This is a genomic window from Thalassospira permensis NBRC 106175, from assembly GCF_000714555.1.
Lineage (GTDB): Bacteria > Pseudomonadota > Alphaproteobacteria > Rhodospirillales > Thalassospiraceae > Thalassospira > Thalassospira xiamenensis.
Window position 1 is genome coordinate 484209 of sequence record NZ_AUNC01000001.1, and the last position, 18654, is coordinate 502862.

The 18654-nt window shown below is 57.0% G+C and carries 16 protein-coding genes; 5 read left to right on the top strand and 11 right to left on the bottom strand.

What is annotated here, in order from left to right; all coding sequences use genetic code 11:
• Positions 1–9 precede the first annotated feature (9 nt).
• Together SMB34_RS02150 and SMB34_RS02155 are read left to right on the top strand one after the other, a co-directional pair.
• On the top strand, positions 10–786 hold the full coding sequence (locus SMB34_RS02150; protein ID WP_082832816.1) for a Crp/Fnr family transcriptional regulator: 777 nt from the start codon (positions 10–12) through the stop codon (positions 784–786).
• Positions 764–1459, top strand: a complete 696-nt coding sequence (locus SMB34_RS02155; RefSeq protein WP_037987425.1) for a Crp/Fnr family transcriptional regulator — start codon at positions 764–766, stop codon at positions 1457–1459. The genes SMB34_RS02150 and SMB34_RS02155 overlap by 23 nt, the downstream gene beginning before the upstream one ends.
• 1387 nt (positions 1460–2846) lie before the next feature.
• On the opposite strand, the gene SMB34_RS02165 is transcribed toward SMB34_RS02155, so the two are convergent.
• The 4 genes from SMB34_RS02165 to SMB34_RS02180 are packed head-to-tail and all read right to left on the bottom strand — an operon-like array spanning position 2847 to position 8006.
• Positions 2847–3398: a sarcosine oxidase subunit gamma gene (locus tag SMB34_RS02165; protein WP_037987427.1), complete on the bottom strand. Its 552-nt coding sequence runs from the start codon at positions 3396–3398 to the stop codon at positions 2847–2849.
• 32 nt (positions 3399–3430) lie between these two features.
• Positions 3431–6424: a sarcosine oxidase subunit alpha gene (locus SMB34_RS02170; RefSeq protein WP_037987428.1), complete on the bottom strand. Its 2994-nt coding sequence runs from the start codon at positions 6422–6424 to the stop codon at positions 3431–3433.
• Complete coding sequence (locus SMB34_RS02175) at positions 6421–6741, bottom strand: sarcosine oxidase subunit delta (protein WP_037987429.1); 321 nt, start codon at positions 6739–6741, stop codon at positions 6421–6423. Before SMB34_RS02175 ends, SMB34_RS02170 begins: the two co-directional genes overlap by 4 nt.
• Positions 6742–6752: 11 nt before the next feature.
• The gene (locus SMB34_RS02180) at positions 6753–8006 is read right to left on the bottom strand and encodes a sarcosine oxidase subunit beta family protein (protein WP_007089805.1); all 1254 of its coding nucleotides are present in this window, start codon (positions 8004–8006) and stop codon (positions 6753–6755) included.
• Between the two features lie 245 nt (positions 8007–8251).
• Here SMB34_RS02180 and SMB34_RS02185 point away from each other — a divergent pair, with 245 nt between their 5' ends.
• Together SMB34_RS02185 and SMB34_RS02190 are read left to right on the top strand one after the other, a co-directional pair.
• Positions 8252–9199: a 2-hydroxyacid dehydrogenase gene (locus tag SMB34_RS02185; protein ID WP_037987430.1), complete on the top strand. Its 948-nt coding sequence runs from the start codon at positions 8252–8254 to the stop codon at positions 9197–9199.
• Positions 9200–9264: 65 nt separating this feature from the next.
• Positions 9265–9645, top strand: a complete 381-nt coding sequence (locus tag SMB34_RS02190; protein ID WP_037987431.1) for a winged helix-turn-helix domain-containing protein — start codon at positions 9265–9267, stop codon at positions 9643–9645.
• Here the strand turns inward: SMB34_RS02190 and modC are convergent.
• The 7 genes from modC to SMB34_RS02225 form a co-directional block, all read right to left on the bottom strand.
• Entirely contained in the window at positions 9642–10757 is a 1116-nt protein-coding gene (gene modC / locus SMB34_RS02195) for a molybdenum ABC transporter ATP-binding protein (RefSeq protein ID WP_037987432.1), read from the bottom strand. The genes SMB34_RS02190 and modC overlap by 4 nt on opposite strands.
• Positions 10754–11446, bottom strand: a complete 693-nt coding sequence (modB, locus tag SMB34_RS02200) for a molybdate ABC transporter permease subunit (protein WP_007089801.1) — start codon at positions 11444–11446, stop codon at positions 10754–10756. Before modB ends, modC begins: the two co-directional genes overlap by 4 nt.
• A 6-nt stretch (positions 11447–11452) precedes the next feature.
• On the bottom strand, positions 11453–12130 hold the full coding sequence (modA, locus tag SMB34_RS02205; RefSeq protein ID WP_240478720.1) for a molybdate ABC transporter substrate-binding protein: 678 nt from the start codon (positions 12128–12130) through the stop codon (positions 11453–11455).
• An 8-nt stretch (positions 12131–12138) separates the two neighbouring features.
• The gene (locus tag SMB34_RS02210) at positions 12139–12573 is read right to left on the bottom strand and encodes an exonuclease domain-containing protein (RefSeq protein ID WP_240478721.1); all 435 of its coding nucleotides are present in this window, start codon (positions 12571–12573) and stop codon (positions 12139–12141) included.
• A 2-nt stretch (positions 12574–12575) separates the two neighbouring features.
• Positions 12576–14444 (bottom strand): DUF294 nucleotidyltransferase-like domain-containing protein, encoded by a 1869-nt coding sequence (locus SMB34_RS02215; protein WP_037987433.1) that lies wholly within the window; start codon positions 14442–14444, stop codon positions 12576–12578.
• 113 nt (positions 14445–14557) lie between these two features.
• A complete protein-coding gene (locus SMB34_RS02220) occupies positions 14558–16324 on the bottom strand; it encodes a sodium:solute symporter family protein (protein ID WP_037987434.1) in 1767 nt (588 codons plus the stop codon).
• Between the two features lie 36 nt (positions 16325–16360).
• Positions 16361–16618, bottom strand: coding sequence for a DUF4212 domain-containing protein (locus tag SMB34_RS02225; RefSeq protein ID WP_007089795.1), 258 nt, complete (start codon positions 16616–16618; stop codon positions 16361–16363).
• A gap of 539 nt (positions 16619–17157) precedes the next feature.
• Here SMB34_RS02225 and ettA point away from each other — a divergent pair.
• Positions 17158–18654: energy-dependent translational throttle protein EttA (gene ettA / locus SMB34_RS02230; RefSeq protein WP_037987435.1), on the top strand; the 1497-nt coding region annotated here is incomplete at its 3' end.

Genomic DNA, 18654 nt, shown 5'->3' on the forward strand with positions numbered 1-18654 from the left:
TTCCAGTAAATGCAATCTTCCCTTTTTTCTACAATGGACGATGCCGTGATGAATGATGTCGAACGCATTTCCGGTGTTCTTCGCTTTGCGAACTATTTCCGAACCTGGCCGCAGGAAGATATCCTTGAACTGGCATCCCTATGCCAATGGGTCAGGTTTGACACTGATACAATGATGATTTCGGCAGATGAACCGGCGTCAGCGCTTTATCTGATTGTGAACGGGCATGTCGAATTGTCTTTCAAGGATCAGGACGGTAAAGACGGGGTCATTGATCTTCTGGGGAATGGTCAGCTTGTCGGGGAATGCGCATTGGTGCCCGATGGCTGTTATGCGGTTTCGGTTCGTACCTTGGAGGCAACAACAGCGGTTCGTATTGATGGTGCTGGCTTTGCCGATTTTCTTGCGGCCCATTTCGACCGTGCACTGACCATGATGTCGGCCATGACAGAACGGTTGTGTCAGATGTTGCGACAGGCCGAAGAACTTAAATGCCGGTCTGCGGCACAACGTCTGGCGATCTATTTCCTGGCAGATGCGGTGCCGATTGACGGTGTGCATGAAACACCTCTGACCATTGAAAAGTCTGCCTTGGCCCGCAAGTTGGGAATGACCAGCGAGACGATCTCTCGCGCGCTTAAGAAACTTTCTGAAATTGGTGTTTCGCAACATGCCAATGGTCACATTATCCGGATTGCAGATGCGGAAATGCTGGCCGATTGGTGCGGGTTGTCTGGGAATGATGCCAAGGAAGGGGGCGAAGATGCGTTCAAGACCGCTGTCTGAAATCGATTACGATATCGTCCGACAGGTCCCGTTTCTGTCTGCTCTTGGCGGGGCGCGGCTTGATAATCTGATGGCAAAATGTCGGGTTGAATGCCATTCGCGCGGCGAACATCTGTTTCGTGCCGGTGATGTTGCCCGTAACTTCTATGTTCTGCTTTCCGGGCACTTGCGCCTTGTAAAGGTTTCCCCGCAGGGCGAAGAAACCGTCATGCATTTCCTGACCCAACCGGGGGCATTCGCCGAAGCCGTTTCGTTGGCCGGTCGGGCATATCCGGTGGAATGCGAGGTCATGGAAGATTGCGAGATTATCGCCATTCCGCGCGATACCTATCTTTCCGTTTTACGCAGTGCGCCCGATGTCATGGCCGAAGTCCTTGCCGGACTTCTGCGGTGGGAACGATTCTTCCTCGAAGAAATTTTCAAAATTCGCCACACCAAACCGATCCAGAGAATTGCGTCTTTCCTGATCGATTTCGAAGAAAGAAGTGGCGAGAATCTGGGTGGCGAGGACGAGACGAACTTTCCTGAAAAACGTCAGATCGCAAGCCGGATCGGCATTACGCCAGAAACATTCTCGCGCTCGCTTCGAAAGCTAGAGGCAACAGGCGCAATTGCCGCCGGACCGAAACTGCGCATCCTTGACCGGGCGGTTCTGTACGAGCTTTCGCGCTAGAATTATGACGGCTGGTCTTAGCTGTCGCGACGTGGAAATGTCTGCAAAAGGGTTTTCCTCTTCGTGAACAAAAAGGCTGTGGCACATATGCTGCCGAAGCAGCAGGCTGCTTTTATATTCCCGGTATGCGGATCTGTTGGTGGTGCTGCAATTGAGGATTTATCCGAAGCCGAACCGGGCATCCGATGGGGGCGCGTCGGGTAGGGCTCATCAATTGCCACGCAATAGCGAATAGCCATTTCTGGTGGACGTACCCGTGAGAATTGTTTCTAGATTTCCGAGCGCGCAGGCTGCGTCGTGTCGAATCCTCCTTCCCATTCGGCTTCCTTAAAAAAGTTCTTGATTTGTTCTTTTTTCTGTGGCATAAGAGTAAAGTCAACGGGAGAAATGCACCCGGAGCGAAACCCGCAAGGCCTTGTGCCTTGCGGGTTTTTGCGTTTGGGGCTGAAGGAAAGAGGATATCGGGATGCATCGGCAAAGACGCGGACATAGACACAGGCAGGGCTGCGGGGGTCCCCGCAGGATATTGACTGGCGGATGGCGGAGCCATTATGGCGGCATTCTGCCCGAGGGCTAGGACGAGGACTAGGGGGGGGGCTAACCCGATCATTTGTCATGACGGGAGAGGTGCGTCTTGTTGAGGAGGGAGCTTTAAATTTGCCGGTAGCGGCAAGGATGGCAGCAGGGGGCAGCGTTGAGCTGTGGCCCGTCAAGGGTGGACCGGCGGGGCCCATGAGCCCGAAGTGTGTTCGGGCTTCATCGGTTGCCGGAAATGTCGCCATGGCCGGGAGTGATGGGAGCGGGACGTGGGCCCGGAGACCGTCCGTTGGCGAGGATGGCGAATGCCCGAAATGTGTCCGGACTTCATCGGTTGCGGGAAGTGCTGCCGTGGCCGGGAGTGATCGGAGCGGGTCGTGGGTCCGGAGACCGGTTGTTGGCGAGGCTGGCGGAGGCCCGAGGTTCGTCCGGGCTTCCGATGATTGCGGGGGTGCTGTCATGACCGGAAGTGACCGGGGCGGGCTGTGAGGCCGAAGGCCGCTGTCTGCGCGGCATTAGCGGGGATGCCGAAGTCCTGGGTTTGTCGGGACTTCCGATGGTTGCCGGAAATGTCGCCACGGTCGTGAGTGATCGGAGTAGGCCGTGAGGTCGAAGGCGGTCTGTCTGCTGCCGCGTTGGCGGGGATGCCGAAGCCCCGCGTTCGTCGGGACTTCCCAGATTGAGGGACGTCCGGTTTTGGCGGAGGTGGTTTGTCGTTGGGGCCGTCGTCGGCTGTGGGGCGGGCTGGAGCTCGTCGCGTGGCTCTTGCGGGGAAAGCCATGGGTCGAGGCGTCATATCGCCGCGTCGGTCGCGGTTTACGGCAGCTTTGCAAAGGGCCCGGGCATCGGGTTATTCGCCCGCAAGTTCAGCGCAACCCGTTTCCAGAAGGGCGATGACATGCGGGGCGAAGGAGCGCCAGAGATCGAGGCGGTAATCCTGATCACCATCCCGCCACAGCACCGTCGTGACACCATCAAAAACCGTGCGGCGGGCTTCGCCGGTCGGTAATTGATCAAGGTCGCGCGGGCAGCCGATGGTGATAAGGTCGCTGGCCTTTGTGCCTGTGATCCGCACGGTAACTTCGCGGTCGGAAATTTCCGTCAGGCTGTGCGGGGTTTGGGCATAAATCGCCGCACAGGTATCGGTGATCGTCGCGGCCTGATCTTCGGGGGCGATGATCGTCCATTCGTCCGGGCCAAGGCAGAGGATTTCAAGATCCCCTTTGCGCCCGCATTGACCGATTTTGGCCGGAAGGGGCGCGCCAAGCGCCTTTGACAGGGCTTTCTGTTCGGGCGTTGCGGCCCGAAGTGAAAAGCGGGCGACAGGGGGCAGAAGTGCTACACGCACGGCGGAGCTTTCGGCGAGTATCCCGGCTTTGGACAGGTCGATATGTGCAGTCATTGCAGTCATCTCCGCTTGTATGACCTTAGAATTTAAAGTTTGAGACGCGCATTTTCGGGGTCATAAAAGACCGTGCCGGTGATGGTGGCCTTGATCGTCCGGTCCGGCATCGGGATATAAACCGTTTCGCCGGTCTTGCCATGGCCGCCTTCGATCAGGGCAAGGGCAATCGGGCGACCTGCGGCCTCGCTGTGGTAGGACGATGTCACGTGGCCGACCATCTTCATCGGGATCGGCTGGTTCGGATCAAGGACAATCTGCGCGCCTTCTTCAAGCTTTGATACGCCATCATCGGTCAGAAGCCCGACAAGCTGCTTGCGGCCTTCTGCCGTCAGGTCCGGGCGGTTAAGGGCCCGCATCCCGACAAAGTCGGGTTTGTTTTTGCCAACCGCCCATCCGGCACCCGCGTCATAAGGCGTCACTGTCCCGTCGGTATCCTGACCGACAATGATGAAGCCCTTTTCGGCACGCAAGACATGCATGGTTTCGGTGCCATAGGGGCAGATATCGTATTTCTGACCCGCCGCGAACAGCGTTTCCCAAAGGGCGCGGCCATGACGGGCTGGGACATTGACCTCAAAGCCAAGCTCGCCCGTGAAGCTGACCCGGAACAGGCGGGCCGGGAAACCGGCAACCGAGCATTCGGCAATCGACATATGCGGGAAGGCTTCGTCGGAAATATCAAGCCCCTCGACAAACGGGGCCAGAAGATTGCGCGCATTCGGACCGTTCAGCGCAATGGTCGCCCATTGTTCGGTGGTCGAGGTCAGCCAGACTTTGAGGTCCGGCCATTCCGTCTGAAGGTAATCTTCCATCATGTTCAGCACGCGCGCCGCCCCGCCGGTGGTGGTGGTGATGTGGAAACGGTCATCACTCAGGCGGCCAATCACGCCGTCATCGCGGATGTAACCATCATCGCCAAGCAAAAGGCCATAACGGGTGCGACCGGGGGCAAGTTTGGTCCAGGGGTTGGTATACATGCGGTTCATGAATTCGACCGCATCGGGGCCGACCACCTCGATCTTGCCAAGGGTGGATGCGTCAAACATGCCAAGCGATTTGCGTGTTTCGCGGCATTCGCGGCGCACGGCGGCGTCCATATCCTCGCCATCCTTGGGGAAATACCACGCACGACGCCACAGGCTGACCGGTTCGAACACGGCACCATTTTCTTCGGCCCAGCTATCGATGGGGGTTTTGCGGGTGACTTCGAAATGATCGCCCTTGTGATAGCCGACAAACGCCCCGAAGGTCGTCGGGGTATAGGGCGGGCGGAAGGTGGTCAGGCCGACTTCGGGCTGTTTTTTACCAAGTGCATCGGCGGCAATGTTCAGGCCGTTGATGTTTGACATCTTACCCTGATCGGTGGCCATGCCATTGGTGGTGTAGCGTTTGACATGTTCGATCGAGCGCATGCCTTCGCGCACGGCAAGGCGCAAATCCTTGGCGGTCACATCGTTCTGATAATCGACAAAGGCGCGGGCCTTGCCAGCGTCAAGGTCGGTCGGAAGTTCGGTGTGGCTGGCACCCGAGCCGGGGCGATCATCGGCAACCGAAAGCGTTTTGACCGTCGCGGTTTTGCCAAGCGCCCTGGCCGCAGCAGCGCCCATCGCGAACCCGTCATTAAGGGCGGCTTCGATCCCCCAAAGCCCACGCCCGGCACCGGCGATCTGGCAATCCTCGGTAATGCGGTCGGGCAGGAAGGTCTGGCTTTGATCATCCCATTTAAGCGTCCCCTTGGTATGGGAAAACAGATGGAGCGACGGGGTCCAGCCCCCGCAGACCAGAAGGCTGTCGCATGTCAATGTCTGTGCGGCCAGAACGGTGCCATTTTCAACCTTGTTGATGCGCACCGATTTGATGCGCAGGCGGCCCGAGGTGCCGGTTGCGGTATAACCGGCAAAGACCGTGATCCCGCGCGCGGCGGCTTCCTTGACAAGGTCGGCATTCGGGGTCGGGCGGGTATCGACAATGGCTTCGATCTTCGTTCCGGCCGATGCCAGATCAAAGGCCGCATACCATGCGCTGTCATGGCTGGTGACGACGACGGCCTTGTTTCCGACACGCACGCCATAGCGGTTCAGGTAGGTTTGCGCCGATCCGGCCAGCATCACGCCCGGACGGTCATTGCCATCAAATACCAGCGGCTTTTCAAGCGCACCCTGCGCCAGAATGACCTGTTTGGCGCGGACCCGCCACATGCGTTCCCGCGGGGTGCTGGCGGCCGGTTTTTCGAGATGATCGGTCAGTTTCTGACACAGGCCGATCATGTTCTGATGGTAATAGCCAATGGCTGTGGTGCGGGTCATGATCCGGACACCAAGCCCGGTCAGGGCATCAAGTTCGGCTTCCAGCCAATCCCATGCCGGTTTGCCGTCAATTTTTGCCTGTGGTTCGCTTAAAAGCGTTCCGCCCGGTTCGGCGTTTTCATCGACCAGCGTGACGCGAAGCCCGGATTCTGCGGCGGCGCGTGCGGCGGCAAGGCCGGCAGGACCGGCACCGACCACCAGAATATCGGTATGCAGATAACGCGATGCATAATTGTCGGGATCGGGTTCGGTCGGCGAGACGCCAAGACCGGCAGCCGCCCGTATGAAGGGCTCGTAAACCTTGTCCCAGAAGGAGCGTGGCCACATGAAGGTCTTGTAATAGAACCCGGCGGAAAACAGCATGTAAAGGCGGTCATTGATCGCGCCGATATCAAATTTCAGGCTGGGATATTTGTTCTGGCTGCTGGTTTCAAGCCCGTTCCAGATTTCCTGCACGGTTGCGCGTGTGTTGGGTTCAAACTGCCCCTTGCCGCGGCGCGTTCCGATCAATGCGTTCGGTTCTTCCGAGCCCGCCGCAATCGGGCCACGCGGACGATGATATTTGAACGAACGCCCCATCAGGTGAACGCCATTGGCGATGAGCGCAGATGCGACAGTGTCGCCTTCAAGGCCCTGATAGGTATCACCGTCAAAGGTGAAGGAAACCGGCCGATTGTGAAGGACCCGGCCACGCCCCGGAACGCGGAAAGCGGTCATTTCGAAGGCTCCTTCTTTGCGGCATCTTCAAGCAAAACAGCAAGGTCAGGGCGCGAATCGCCCGCCTTGTATGTCGTCAGGAACCGGTCCGAAACCGTGTCACGCACGGCGTTAAAGAACCGGCCACAGCCATGGGCATGACGCCAGCGTTCAAAATGCGGTCCTTTGACATTGGTGCGGATGAACAGGAAATCGCGCCATTCATCATCGGTTTTGTCCGCCGGATTTGCCGGGCGCGCGATATGGGCTTCGCCGCCATAGGTGAATTCCAGTTCCGGCAGCGTTTCATCGCAATAGGGGCAATGGATGAGAAGCATGTTCGTTCTCCTCAGTGTGCGACGGCGGCTGCGGCCGCTTCGTCAATCAGACGGCCGGTCCGGAAACGGTCCAGCGTGAAGGGGGCGTTGATGTCATGCGGGGTGCCTTTGGCAACTGTCCATGCAAGGGTATGGGCAGCTCCCGGTGTGGCCTTGAACCCGCCCGTGCCCCAGCCGCAATTGACGTAAAGTCCGGGTACCGGGGTCATGCCAAGGATCGGGGAGCGATCCGGGGTCACGTCAACAATACCGCCCCATTTGCGCAACATCCGCATGCGGTTGAAGATCGGGAAAATCTCGCAGATCGCGGCAACCGTATGTTCGATCAGCGGCAGGCCGCCACGCTGGGAATAACTGGTATATTGATCGGTGCCCGATCCGATCACGAGTTCGCCCTTGTCCGACTGGCTGATATAGGCATGCACGGTGTTGGACATGACGACACAGGGGAAGATCGGTTTGACCGGCTCGGATACCAGTGCCTGAAGCGGATAGCTTTCAAGGGGCATGCGCACACCGGCGGTTTCCATCACGACGCTGGTGTGACCGGCAGCCGAAACCGCGACCTTTTTCGCACGAATAAAGCCCTTGGCGGTTTCGACACCTTCGACCGCGCCATCCGGACCGCGGCGGATCGCGGTGACCGGGCAGTTCTGGATGATGTCGACACCGCGTTGTGATGCCCCGCGCGCATAGCCCCACGCAACCGCATCGTGGCGGGCGGTTCCGGCGCGCATCTGAAGCGCGGCACCGACGACCGGGTAGCGTGCGTTGGGCGAAATATTAAGCGGCGGGCAGAATTCCTTGGCTTCGTGGGCAGAGAGCCAGCGGTTATCGACACCGTTCAGGCGGTTGGAATGGATGTGGCGCTGAAACGATTGAACGTCATGAACATTGTGTGCGAGCATCAGAACGCCGCGGCGCGAAAACATGACGTTGTAATTCAGATCCTGGCTAAGCCCTTCCCAGAGATCAACGGCATGGTCATAAAGACGGGCACTTTCATCATAAAGATAGTTTGACCGGATGATCGTGGTGTTACGCCCGGTATTGCCACCACCCAGCCAGCCCTTGTCGATCACGGCGACATTGGTGATGCCGTGTTCCTTGGCCAGATAATAAGCCGCGCCAAGCCCATGCCCACCAGCACCGACAATGACGACGTCATATTCTGCCTTCGGTTGGCTGTCGGGCCATTGCGCCTGCCAGTTCTTTTGTCCTGTAAAAGCATTCTTTAACAGCGACAAAGCAGAAAAATGCGTCATGAGAAGCGGCTCCACCAAGTGTCATGATTTTGCACGATTAGATGTGAATTTGCGACGTCGCGATTGGATATTTGCGTCATATCTGTTGTACATATTCGCCATCCGGAAAGGTAGTGTGCAATGGCGCGGTGACAGGTGGCAAGTTCAGGGCGGCATGTACGATGTCCTGTTAATTTTCCTGTTTTCTTGTTTTACAAGTGCAGGGCCGCTAATCTGATGTTCCCGCCACCAACGGAGAAGCCCCGATGTCCCGATCTGATAAACATATCCTCGTTATTTCGGCCATCCGGCCGCGCCATATGGAAGAACTGGCCGCGAAATACGAACTGCATCGCTGGGATCAGGCGAGTGACAAGGACGCGTTTCTGGCCAAAGTGGCAGACAGGATTACCGCCCTTGTTTCGACCGCCGGGGTCGGGGTACCGACGGAGCTGATCGGGAAGCTGCCGAACCTTAAGGTGATTACAAGTTTCGGGGTTGGTTATGATGCGATTGATATCGCGGCCTGCACGGCGCGCGGCATTCGCGTTTCCAACACGCCCGACGTTTTGAATGACGATGTGGCCGATACCGCGATCATGCTATTGCTGGCGACGCTTCGGCGGCTGGTTGTTGGCGACCATTGGGCGCGCAGCGGTCAATGGTCGGAAAAGGGGGCGATGCCGTTAACCACAACGGCGCGGGGCAAGAAGCTTGGCATTGTCGGGCTTGGCCGGATCGGGCAGGCGATTGCGTCGCGGGCGGAGCCGATTGGCATGGAAATCGGTTATTTCGGGCGATCCAAAAAACCGGTCGATTATCACTATGAGGCCGATCTGATCGGGCTTGCGAACTGGGCGGATGTTTTGATGGTTTCCTGCCCCGGCGGGACGGCGACACAGGGGATCATTAATGCCGACGTTTTGAAGGCACTTGGCCCGCGTGGTTTTGTCATCAATATCGCCCGTGGGTCGGTGATTGATGAACCGGCCCTGATTGCGGCACTTCGGGATGGCGTGATTGCCGGGGCGGGGTTGGATGTGTTCCATAATGAGCCGCATATGGACCGTGCCTTTGCCGGGTTTGACAATGTCGTGCTGTATCCCCACAACGCCAGTGGCACGGTTGAAACCCGCGATGCGATGGCGCAGATGGTGGTCGATAATCTGGCGCAATGGTTTGCCGACGGGACGCTGGTAAGTCCGGTTAACTGATTGTACGGATGCCCGTTTCGCGGTTGGCAGTAGCGCGCATGTGACCAAGGCGCTAGATTGTCATCATGAGCAAAACCGACCTTAAAATCCGGCTTAAAATCGAATTGCCCGATGGGGTTCGCCTTGGTTATGGCAAGATCGATCTGCTGCGCGCGATTGATCGTGAACAGTCGATTTCGGCGGCGGCGCGTTCGATGGGCATGTCCTATCGCCGGGCATGGATGCTGCTTGAAGAATTGAACAAAAGCTTTGCCACCCCGGTTGTTGAAACCCGGATGGGGGGTGCAGGCCGTGGCGGGGCCAGCCTGACCGGGTCGGGGATGCGGATCATCGCGATTTACGACGATGCGCAAACCCGTGCGAACGAAGCATTGGCCGGCCCGTTGCGCAAGCTTGCCGATGAACTGGCGGGCGATCCGTCGCCGCCGACCGAAGAAGGGTCTTAAAGATCGTCGGCGCGCAAATGCCCGTCGACCGTGACCGACTTGATCACCGCAAAGACCCTTTGCCCGATGGCAAGTTTCAGACGTGTCGCCGACCATTGGGTGATGCGGGCATGGATTGTGCGGTTTTCACCGGTATCGTCATGACCCAGCCCCAGCGTGACATCCAGCGTATCGCCGCCATTATCGGCGATATCGCGGATCGTTACTGGCAGGACGTTATTGGCACTGATCCCGGTCGGGGCGGTTCGGGCAATCATTACATCACGCGCCCTGATATGCAGGCGCACCGGGCTTCCGGATTTCTTGCCAAGGAAGGGCACGACAAATCGTTGCCCGGCACAGTCAAGGAAGCTTATGACACCCTGCGGGTCGCGGCTTTTGACCGTGGCGGGCAGAACGGTTCCCGTATCGAACTGCCCGGCAAGCGGGGCAAGGTCGGTTCGGCCCAGCATGTCAAATACCGATCCGCTGGCAAGCGTTTTGCCGCCTTCCATCACCACCAGATGGTCGGCCAGACGGGCGACTTCATCAATCGCGTGGCTGACATAAAGGATCGGCAATTGTCGTGCGTCGCGCAGATTTTCCAGATAGGGGATGATCTCGTTCTTGCGGGCCTGATCAAGGGCCGATAGCGGTTCGTCAAGCAGCAGGATTTCCGGATTGCCCAGCAATGCCCGGCCGAGCGAGACGCGCTGTTTCTCGCCGCCGGAAAGAAGGTTGGGGCGGCGCGATAGCAGGCTGCCGATACCGAGCATCGCGATGACATCATCACAGGCGGACCGGGTCATGGGCCGGTCGCTGCGTTTATGGGCGTAAAACAAATTGGCCGCGACACTCAGATGCGGGAACAGTCTGGCATCCTGAAAGACATAACCGACCCGGCGTTTGCGCGGTGCCAGATTGACCCGTTGCATGCTGTCAAATACAGGGCGGTCGTGGATGGTGATGCGCCCCTGATCCGGGCGCAGCAACCCGGCAATCGCATTGATGATGGTGGTTTTGCCGCTGCCCGACGGGCCAAAAAGGGCGGTGATGCCAGGTTCGGCAATGTCGAACTGCGCATGCAGGTCGAGCTTGCTGATCTTGTGGCGGATATTGGCGGAAATGCTCATGCGCGGGCCCTTTTGCGAATATGGCGCATGGCAAATTCCGAAAGTACGAGCCCGATCAGGGCCAATCCGATGGAAATGGCGGCAAGGCGTGCGGCGGCCAGTTCACCGCCCGGTGTCTGGATCGCGGTATAGATCGCAAGCGGCAGGGTGCGTGTTTCACCCGGAACGTTCGACACAAAAGTGATGATGGCCCCAAATTCGCCAAGGCTGGCGGCAAAGGCGGTAATTGCCCCGGCAATGATACCGGGCAGGGCAAGCGGCAATGTCAGGCTGAAGAACCGGTCAACCGGCCCGGCCCCCAGTGTTTCGGCGGTGTGATAAAGGCCGGGATCGATATTTTCCAGTGCCAGCCTGATGGCGCGGACCTGAAACGGGAAGCTGACGATCCCGGCGGCCAGTGCCGCCCCGGTCCAGCTGAAAATCAGACGGATATCAAACGTTTCCAGCAACCATGCGCCAAGCGGTGCGCGGGTGCCAAAACTGATCAGCAGCAGATAACCCATCACAACCGGTGGCAGGATCAATGGCAGATGCACCAGCGCATCGACCAAAATCCTGCCGGGAAAGCGGGCCTGCGCCAGAAGGGCGGCGGCCAGAATGGCAAAGGGCAGGGCACATATCACCGCCACGCCGGAAATGCGCAGGCTTAGCAGCAGGGCTTCGATCTCGGCTTCGGTGAGTGTGATCATGGTTTGTTATTGTGTCTTTGGGCTGGTTGCCGGGCGTTTGAAACCATATTCCGCAAAAATGGTGCCCGCGTCATCCCCCAAAAGCCACGCCAGCAATTTTACGGCGGTGGGTTTGGTTTGTCCGGTGGTGATGGCAACCGGATAGGTAATGGCCGGATGGCTGTTTTCGGGGAAGGTGGCAATGGTTTTGACATCGGCCGCGATGGCGGCATCGGTGGCGTAAACGATGCCAAGCGGTGCCTCGCCCCGTTCCACCAGTGCGAGGGCGGCGCGCACATTGTCAGCCCGCGCCAGCCTTGGTTCGACGGTGTTCCACTGACCAAGGCTTTCAAGTGCCTGCCTGGCGTAAATACCGGCCGGGACATGTTCCGGATCACCAACCGCAATGCGGTCCTCGTCACCGATCAGGCTGGTCAGATCGGTTTGGGAATTGATGGTGATCGGTTCAAGGTTACTGTCGGCGGGGGCAATCAGAACAAGCGCATTGGCCAGAAGGTCATGGCGGCTGTTGGTGGCGATCAGGTCCTGATCAGCAAGCCAGGTCATCCATTTCTGATTGGCCGAGATAAATAAATCAGCCGGGGCCCCCGCCGCGATCTGACGGGCCAGTGTCGATGAACTGGCATAGGACAACTGCAATGTGTCGCCGGTTGCCGTGGCATAGCTTTGGGCCACCTGCGTCATGGCATCGGTCAGACTGGCGGCGGCAAAGACCGTGATTTCTTCGGCGCGTGATGGGCCACCAGAACCCGCCCGGCCAGAATGGGCAGGATATGGGCCAGCGCGATCTCGATATCGGGGGCCTGTTCGACGTCGCTGTCGAAAATGCGGTGCACGATTACCGAGCTTTCGCTGAGTTCCTTTTTCGGCCGCACCAGAAGATGCTGACAGCTTGAAAAATCAACTGCAAGCTGACGAATGATCACCAAGCCAATCGAGACGATTTCATCGTGTTTCGGATCAAGACCGGTGGTTTCCAGATCAAGGGCGACAAATTCGACATTCCGGATCGGCGTATCGGGATCGGCGGCGGGGACGTCGGAATAGGAACGAAGCGGCCCGGTTGCCCGGCGTTGCACCATCTGGCGGTAAAAGTCGCTATCGACGATTTTCTGACGCAGACCCATTGTTATGTCCCGCTTTTGCCAAAGGCGTTCTCAAGGGCGGTCTGCAGGTTTTTGATCACTGAAAATGCGTCTTTCAGATGGGTGCGTTCAAACGCCGACAGGCTTTCGGGATGCAGGAAGTTATCGGGGCGATCCCCATTGCGGATCTGCCGGACCTGATGTTTCAGCCGGGTGATGCTGATAAATTCAAATGCATCGAGAAGGTCGGACGCCCCCTGTTTGCTGATCGAGGGGAAGGTCATTGCGGCCTCCAGGCGTTCATAGGTGTTGACCGCATCAACACCGTTGGCCAATGCGTGAATCCGCGCAAGATCAACAATCGGTACAACCCCATTATGCTTCATATCAAGCGTGCGGTCATGTTCACCACCACGAACCATCACGAAATTCTTGAAGAAGCCAAGCGGCACGTGATGGGTCAAAGCATTTCCGACCATGTAAGCCAGGAAAATACGGTTGCCCTTGGCTTTGGTGATGATCATGCGATGCAGGTCTTCAAAAATCGACCGCGTCCCGTGGATCGGCCGCAAGTCGAACCAGACGGAGCACAGCATCAATGCCTTGGGTTCAGGCTGTTCGATCCATTTGTTGAAATATTGCTGCCAGACACGGACAGGCTGCCGCCATTCGGCGGTTTTCGCCATCATTTCGCCGGGGCAATAGACATAGCCGACGGTATCAAGGCCATCACAAACATAATCGGCCAATGACTTGAAATAGTCCCCGTGTTGATCGGGATCATAGGCGTCATCAAGGATCAGGCAATTGTCCTGATCCGACAGGGCGGTCTGTTCCTGGCGCCCCTGCGATCCGCCCGCCATCCAGACATAGGGTACGGGCGGGGGACCAAATTTTTCCTCGGCCAGTTGCAGCAGGCGCGATGTTGCCGCATCCGAAAGCGTTGTGACAATGTGCCCGGCATTGCGCGATGTCGCCCCGGCTTCGATCAGGTTGCTCAGCAGTTCGGGCACCTGTGCGATGACCTTTGCCATATCGGCGGGTCTGGTCATTTTACGAATGCGCCCGACCATATGAACCGCCGAGAGCGATTGGCGGGCCAGCAGATTATTGGTGGTGATCATGCCAATCGCCTTACCGTCCTTCATCACCGGCAGGTGTCGGACATTGTGACGCGTCATGGTCAGAAGTGCGTCAAAAGCATAATCGTCCGGCCCGATGCTGATCGGGTTCGGCGTCATGATATTGGTCACCGGCTCGTCAAATGATCGGGCCTCGGCAACGACCCGGTTGCGAAGGTCGCGGTCGGTCATGATGCCTGCGACCTTATCGCCGTTTTGCGTGATCAGCAGGCAGGAAACCCGTTCGGCGCTCATCAGCTTGCCTGCTTCGAGAATCGATGCTCCGATATCGATACTTACCAGATCACGCGCGATCAGGTCGGAAACCCGGATGGACATCAGTTTAAGCTGATCATCATCACGCTTTTCAAGCAACTGCATGCCGCTGCGAAGGCGGGCACCGCCCATCTGCTCAAAGAAGTAATTGAATTGCGGGTATTTCCCGGCCAGATCGTGGAAATCCTTTTCCGGCAACAGGTAGACAAGGCTGTCTTCGAGCATGGTGATGTTGTTGGCGGCCTTGCCGTTACGGAACATCGCGCGCACACCAAAACATTCACCTTCGCCAAGGCGGGCAAGAAGCTGGCCATCGGGGTCGCGCGTTTCGGTTCCGCCCGTCCGGATGATATGCAGATGCAGGCATTGCTGTTCAGGCGAGAGGACTTTCGTCCCTTTGCGGAAATAGCGCGCGGTCAGGCGTTTGGGCAGGGCATTGATCACGTCGTCAGGCAAAAGGTCGAACGGGTGATGCTGCTTAAGGAAATCGCTGATTTCTTTTAATTCCAGACTCATATGACCTTCCTCCCTGTCGTGATGCATTGTTGCCCGAGTTCGCGGCAAAAGAAAAGGCCCCCGGAGGTAATTCCGGGGGCCAGCAACAGGTTTCTTGCAAACCAGTCGACCGATTAATGGTCAACGGCGCTACCGGCTCCTTTCGGAACACGGATATCTTCAATCATGTGCTGGATATGTGCCGGCGGTTCTGCGGTAACTTTCGAAACGCCGAACGCAACGAGGAAGTTCAGGAGCATACCAACAACACCGATGCCTTCCGGCGAAATGCCGAACAGCCAGTTTGCCGGAACGTTTTCGATCAGTACCGGGATAAAGATGCCCTTGTAGGACATGATATAGCCCATGGTGAAGATCAGACCGACCAGCATCCCTGCAATCGCACCTTCGCGGTTAACCTTCTTGGAGAAGATCCCCATGATGATAACCGGGAACAGTGACGAGGCCGCAAGACCGAAGGCAAAGGCCACCACCTGTGCTACGAAGCCAGGCGGGTTGTATCCAAGATAACCGGCAATCACGATTGCGACGGCTGCCGCAACACGCCCGGCCATCAGTTCCTGGCCTTCTGTCATATCTGGCGTAAACGTGCCCTTCAGAAGGTCATGCGAAACGCCCGAGGAAATCACAAGCAACAGACCGGCTGCCGTTGACAGTGCGGCGGCAATACCACCGGCTGCGACAAGGGCAATCACCCAGTTCGGAAGCTGTGCAATTTCCGGGTTGGCCAGAACCATGATGTCGTTGTCAACTTTAAGTTCGTTACCGGCCCAGCCATATTCGGTGGCTTTGGCGGCAAAGTCGGCATTGGCATCGTTGTAGTACTGGATACGACCGTCACCGTTTTTATCTTCAAATTTCAGAAGACCGGTGGCTTCCCAGCGGGTCATCCAGTCCGGACGTTCTTCGATTTTAAGGTTGCCTTCCGGATCGCCAACTGCGCCGATCTGGACGGTTTCAGTCAGGTTCAGGCGAGCCATCGCGCCAACTGCCGGGGCAGTGGTGTAAAGCAGCGCGATGAAGACCAGTGCCCAACCAGCCGATGAACGTGCATCACGTACTTTCGGAACGGTGAAGAAACGGACGATAACGTGCGGCAGACCTGCCGTACCGACCATCAGTGCAAGCGTGATGCAGAAGATGTCGATCGTCGATTTGCTGGTGGTTGTATATTCAAGGAAGCCCAGTTCGGTCACGATCTGGTTCAAACGGTCGAGCATATAGTCGCCGGTGCCGTTAACCGTGGAGCCGAATGCCAACTGCGGCAGCGGATTGCCGGTCAGCTGGAAGGCGATGAAGATTGCCGGAATGGTATAGGCAATGATCAGAACGCAATATTGCGCCACCTGGGTGTAGGTAATCCCCTTCATGCCACCAAGAACGGCATAAACGAAGACGATGCCCATGCCGACGATCAGGCCGGTCAGGAGTTCGACTTCAAGGAAGCGCGAGAACACGATACCGACACCGCGCATCTGGCCTGCAACATAGGTGAAGGAAATGAAGATCAGGCAGATAACAGCAACGATACGGGCTGTTTTGGAGTAGTACCGGTCCCCGATGAATTCCGGCACGGTAAATTTACCGTACTTGCGAAGGTAAGGTGCCAGAAGCATTGCCAGCAGGCAGTAGCCGCCAGTCCAGCCCATCAGGTAGACCGAGCCGCCATAGCCAAGGAAGGCAATCAGACCGGCCATTGAAATAAAGGATGCAGCAGACATCCAGTCTGCGGCGGTCGCCATACCGTTGACGACCGGGTTAACGCCCTTGCCAGCGACATAGAACTCGCCGGTGGTGCTCGCACGTGACCAGATCGCGATGCCGATATACAGCGCGAAGCTCAGGCCGACGACGATATAGGTAAGGGTAGTAAGATCCATTTGTCTGTCTCCCCGGATCCGGAATTTTCACCGACGTCAGTCGTCTTCGCGAACGTCGAATTCACGGTCCAGTTTGTTCATCTTGGACACGTAAACGAAAATCAACGCGACAAAGACGTAAATGGACCCCTGTTGGGCGAACCAGAACCCGAGTTCAAAGCCCGCAATCTTGATGTTGTTCATCACATCGACAAACAAGATGCCGAAACCGTAGGAAACGACAAACCAGATGATCAACAAGGTGGTCACCAGTTTTACGTTTCGCTTCCAGTAGGCTGCGCTTTGCTCATCCATAGCGCGTCTCCTTCCTAGAAAATGAAAACTTCCCTGCCGACCGGCTATTGAGTTCTTTTTTTGTGCCGGTCCGCCTGCTTTTGATGCAGTGGTGGTGTTTGCACGCACCATTGCCAACGAATTCGATAACAGTTTTCAGAATGCGCAAGAAGCTAATCATTAGTCGTAGACATTCGCGCACACGGAGTTCTCAACCTGCTGGAAATGCTGCAAAAACCTACCAAAACCGCCATTTTTTCGATGTTTTTCTGCGCTGCACAATGGCAGCCTGTTTTTAATCGAAATACGCGTATATTTGCTTGATTATGCATTATTAACGGTTGATTTTGCCCCGAGAGGTGTATTTCCGGGCGCGGTTTTGCCCGCGTCGTTTCCACCGATGCAGATTCAAAGCGCATCACAGCGATTGCGATTGTTTGTCATTGTTTGTAAGGGGCCGGTCGGTTACAAACGGGCAAAGCTTTCTGGATGGTCGCAAGGCGGCGATCCGCATGTCCCGGCATGGTCCGGGATTTCTCACATTTTGGATGGGGAATTTAATGGCATCCTACCAGTATATCTACGTCATGAAGGACCTGACCAAGATCCTTCCGGGCGGTCGCGAACTTTTCAAAGGCATTACGCTATCCTTCCTGCCGGGTGTGAAAATCGGTGTTCTCGGGAACAACGGTGCCGGTAAATCGACCCTGCTTAAAATCATGGCGGGCATCGAAAAGGATTATTCCGGCGAAGCATGGCCAGCCGAAGGTGTTCGCGTCGGTTACCTTGAACAGGAACCGCAGCTGAACCCGGAAAAGGATGTTCTGGGCAACGTCATGGAAGGTTGCGGTCAGATCGTTGACGATCTCGCACGTTTCAATGAAATCAGCATGGCCTTTGGCGAGCCGATGACCGATGACGAGATGAATAATCTCCTCGCCGAGCAGGGGGAATTGCAGGAACGCATTGATGCGGCCAATGGCTGGGATCTTGAGCGTACGCTTGATATCGCCATGGATGCGCTGCGTTGCCCGCCCAAGGATTCAGATGTGACCAAGCTTTCCGGTGGCGAACGCCGCCGTGTCGCGCTTTGCCGTCTGTTGCTTGCAAAGCCCGACATTCTGCTGCTTGACGAACCGACCAACCATCTGGATGCCGAATCCGTGGCGTGGCTTGAACGTCACCTTGAAGATTATCAGGGTACTGTCATTCTGGTTACCCACGATCGTTACTTCCTTGATAACGTTACCGGCTGGATTCTTGAACTCGACCGTGGTCAGGGCATCCCGTATGAAGGCAACTATTCATCCTGGCTCGAACAGAAGCAGAAGCGTCTGGAACAGGAAGCCCGTCAGGAAGGTAGCCGTCAGAAACAGCTGGCATCCGAACTGGACTGGATCCGTCAGAACCCGAAAGGCCGTCAGGCGAAATCCAAGGCCCGTGTTCGTGCCTATGACGATCTCGTTGCCGAAGCGGCAAAGGCGGTTCCGGATTCAACCAAGATTGTTATTCCGATTGCCGAACGCCTTGGTAACGAGGTGATCACTGCCGAAGGCCTGACCAAGGCATTTGGTGACAAGCTTCTGTTTGATGATCTGCATTTCCGTCTGCCGCCGGGCGGCATCGTTGGTGTGATCGGTCCGAACGGTGCGGGTAAAACCACTTTGTTCAAAATGCTGACCGGCAGCGATACACCCGATGCTGGTACGCTCAAGATCGGTGAAACGGTCAAGATGGGCTATGTCGATCAGTCGCGTGACTCGCTTGATCCGAACAAAACCGTCTGGCAGGAAGTTTCCGACGGTCTGGACGAAATCCTTCTGGGTAAACGCCCGATGAGCTCGCGCGCCTATGTGTCGCAGTTTGCATTCAAGGGTGCGGATCAGCAGAAAAAGGTCGGGCAGCTTTCCGGTGGTGAACGTAACCGTGTGCATCTTGCCAAGATGCTGAAATCCGGTTCTAACGTTCTGCTGCTTGACGAACCGACCAACGATCTTGATGTCGATACGCTTCGCGCGCTTGAAGAAGGTCTGCTGGAATTTGCCGGCTGTGCCGTG